Annotated in this window: 3 protein-coding genes; all 3 read left to right on the top strand. The window is 62.6% G+C overall.

The window, feature by feature from the left end; all coding sequences use genetic code 11:
- Window positions 1-253: 253 nt before the first annotated feature.
- Genes QZ638_RS23010 through QZ638_RS23000 form a run of 3 tightly spaced genes read left to right on the top strand, consistent with a single transcriptional unit; the run spans window position 254 to window position 2921 of the window.
- Entirely contained in the window at window positions 254-1273 is a 1020-nt protein-coding gene (locus QZ638_RS23010) for an ABC transporter substrate-binding protein (protein ID WP_295815037.1), read from the top strand.
- Between the two features lie 42 nt (window positions 1274-1315).
- Entirely contained in the window at window positions 1316-2086 is a 771-nt protein-coding gene (locus QZ638_RS23005) for an ABC transporter ATP-binding protein (RefSeq protein ID WP_295815034.1), read from the top strand.
- Window positions 2076-2921: an ABC transporter permease gene (locus tag QZ638_RS23000; protein ID WP_295815033.1), complete on the top strand. Its 846-nt coding sequence runs from the start codon at window positions 2076-2078 to the stop codon at window positions 2919-2921. Before QZ638_RS23005 ends, QZ638_RS23000 begins: the two co-directional genes overlap by 11 nt.
- Window positions 2922-3101 lie beyond the last annotated feature (180 nt).

Raw genomic sequence — 3101 nt, 5'->3', positions numbered from 1 at the left:
CGCGACGCTTCGGCCGCCCGTCTTCCCGAACCTGTACAGACCCGGCGGCGAAGCCGCGCGGGAGCGGAGGCGTTTGTCTTGAGATGTCCGGCCCTGTCCTCGTCCTGGCATCGAGACCTCCACCCCCTTTCTTCTCGCCTCGAGAAGACCGTGGCGGGAGAAAACGACGTTACCGGGCACCCGCCCCCCTTCACTTGCTCCCGCCTCCGCCCTATGCAAATAGCATCAGGCAAAACAATTCCGGGAGGAACCCATGACCGCCATCACCCGCCGTGCGCTCGGCGCGCTCACCCTGACCGCCGCATTCACCGGCATTGCCCTGCCGTCCTCTGCCGCCGACAAGATCAATGTCGGCATTCTCTCGCTGACCTCGCACTCGCCGAGCATCATCGCCGAGGCCAAGGGCTATTTCGATGCGCAGGATCTCGACGTCGAGTTCGTCTCCTTCCAGGCCGCGCAACCCATGGCCGTGGCCATCGCTTCCGGCGATGTCGACTTCGGCATGACCGCCATTTCCGGCAGTCTCATCAGCCTCGCCGACAAGGGCGTCATCAAGGTGATCGGCGGCGCGCTGCAGGAGACGCCGGATGTCGAAGGCCAGAAAATCCTTGCCTCCAAGACCGCATACGACGCCGGCGTGAAAACGCCCGCCGACCTGAAAGGCCGCACTTACGGCATCACCACCACCGGTTCCTCCTTCCACTACATGGCGCACAAGATCGCCGACAAGGAAGGCTTCGATCGCTCTGAAATCCAGGTGAAGCCGCTGCAGAAGGTGCCCGCTGTTATCGCCTCGCTCAAGAGCGGGCAGATCGACGCGTGGTCCATTGTGCCGAACATTGCCGGCGCGCTGACCAAGGGGCCTGAAGTGATCGAGATCGGCAAGATTTCCGACTACATCGACGATTATCAGGTCACCACTGTCTTTACCTCGACCGAAAACGCCACCGAAAAGAAGGATCTCGTCGAGCGTTTCCTCGCCGGGCTGTCCGAGGGCATCGGCGATTACAACGCCGCGCTCGTCGACAAGTCCATGAGCGAGGAAGACACAGCCGCCATCGTTGAGATGATCCACCAATACGTCTACTCCGACCAGCCGTTGGAAAAGGCGGATCCGCGTATCCGCGCCGGCGCCATGCGCATCAATGAAGGGGCGGCGCTGAGCGTTGCAAGCGTCGAGGACCAGCTCGAATGGTTCAAGTCGGAAGGCCTGGTCCCCGACGGTGTGACGATGGAGAAACTGGTCGACACCAGCTTCGTGGAAACCCGCTAACGACGAGGCCGCCCCGCTGTGCCGGGGCGGCATTTTTGGCCGATGCAGCTTCTTCTCCAAAACATCACCCATCATTACGGCGGCGCGACCGTCCTCGACGACATCTCCTTCACGGTGAACGATGGTGAGATCGTCTGCATCGTCGGCCCCTCGGGCTGCGGCAAATCCACATTGCTGCGCATCGCCGGCGGTCTGGAAAAGCCGGATCGGGGCCAGGCGCTCCTTTCGGGAGCCGAGCCGGAAGGATCGCTCAACCCGCTCACTTACATCTTCCAGGATTTCGCCCTGCTTCCCTGGCGCAGCGTGGAAGGCAATGTCAGCCTCGTACTGGAAGATCACGGCATCGCCGCCGCCGAGCGCAAAGCGATCATCGCCGATGTGCTCGCCCGCACCAATCTTTCCGATTTCGCCAAGGCGCTGCCACGCCAGCTCTCCGGCGGCATGAAGCAGCGTGTGGCCATAGCCCGCGCGCTCGCCGTCAAGCCGGCCATCATGCTGATGGACGAACCCCTTTCCGCGCTCGACAGCCAGACCCGCGAACTCCTGATGGACGATCTGGTTGCGCTGTGGAGCCGCGAGCGCTTTTCCGCATGCTATGTGACGCACAATCTGAACGAGGCCGTGCGCCTTGGCCGTCGCATCATCGTGCTTTCCCGCCGCCCCGGCCGCATCCGCGACGTGGTCGAGATCGACATGCCGCTCGCCGAGCGTGTCGACCGGCTGGCCGAACTGGAAACCCTGCAGCGCCGCGTCTGGGAGATCATGCGCGAGGAAGCCCGCGAAGCCGACAGGGAGATTTCCGATGTCGCATGACGCCACGCGCAAAGAGCCCGCCGCCGATGCTCCAGCAGACGCATCGAGCGGCCGGCGACCGGTTCCCTTCCGTGGCGGTGGCTTCGTTCACCGCCCGCTCGGCCCGATTGCGCCTGTGGTTTTCCTCGCCATTCTGGCATTCTGGGAGCTGGGCTCGCGTTCGGGCTTCATCAGCCCCATTGCACTGCCCGCCCCTTCAGAGGCGTTCGGAGCGCTGGTCGACCTCTTCCAGACCGGCATGCTCTGGAAACACCTTGGCGCAAGCCTTTATCGCCTTGTCGTCGGCTGGACGCTCGGCAGCCTGCTGGGCATTGCCGTCGGCCTCTTCATCGGCCTGTTCTCGCTTGCTCGCGCGGGGCTTTTGCCGCTCGTCTCGGCGCTCTTCCCCGTGCCCAAGATCGCGCTTTTGCCGCTCTTCATCATCTGGTTCGGCATCGGCGAAGGCTCCAAGGTGGCGACCATCCTGTTCGGCACTTTTTTTCCGACCGTGATCGCCACCTATGGCGGCGTCGACAATGTCGACCGCAACCTGATTCGGATGGGCCAGTCCTTCGGCATGTCGTGGCTGTCCATCGTCCGGAAGATCATCCTGCCGGGTGCGATGCCGGCAATCCTGTCCGGATTCCGCATTTCCGCCTCCATCGCCATCGTGCTTCTGGTGGCCGCCGAAATGATCGGCGCGGAATTCGGCGTCGGCGCCTATATCCTGATGGCCGGCGCCCTCTTCGCGCTCGATCAGCTCATTGCGGGCGTCGCTCTGTTGTCGGTCATCGGTCTCATCATTGCCTGGTTGATCGGCAAGCTCGAAAAGCGTCTTCTTTCGTGGCGAACATGAGCTCTTTCATCACTTGTAAAAAAACTCCCGGCAAATCGACGCGAGGGCGCTTGCCAGCGAAAAATCTCATGCTATAAACCACCCGCTTCCGGCGGAGGACCAACACCGCCCGGACCTGCAGGAAAATGTGCACCGGTCTTGATGAAGCAGGGTTTGCCCAGGTAGCTCAGTTGGTAGAGC

The organism is uncultured Nitratireductor sp., from assembly GCF_913053745.1.
Lineage (GTDB): Bacteria > Pseudomonadota > Alphaproteobacteria > Rhizobiales > Rhizobiaceae > Nitratireductor.
This window is presented reverse-complemented; position numbering and strand designations above follow the sequence as displayed.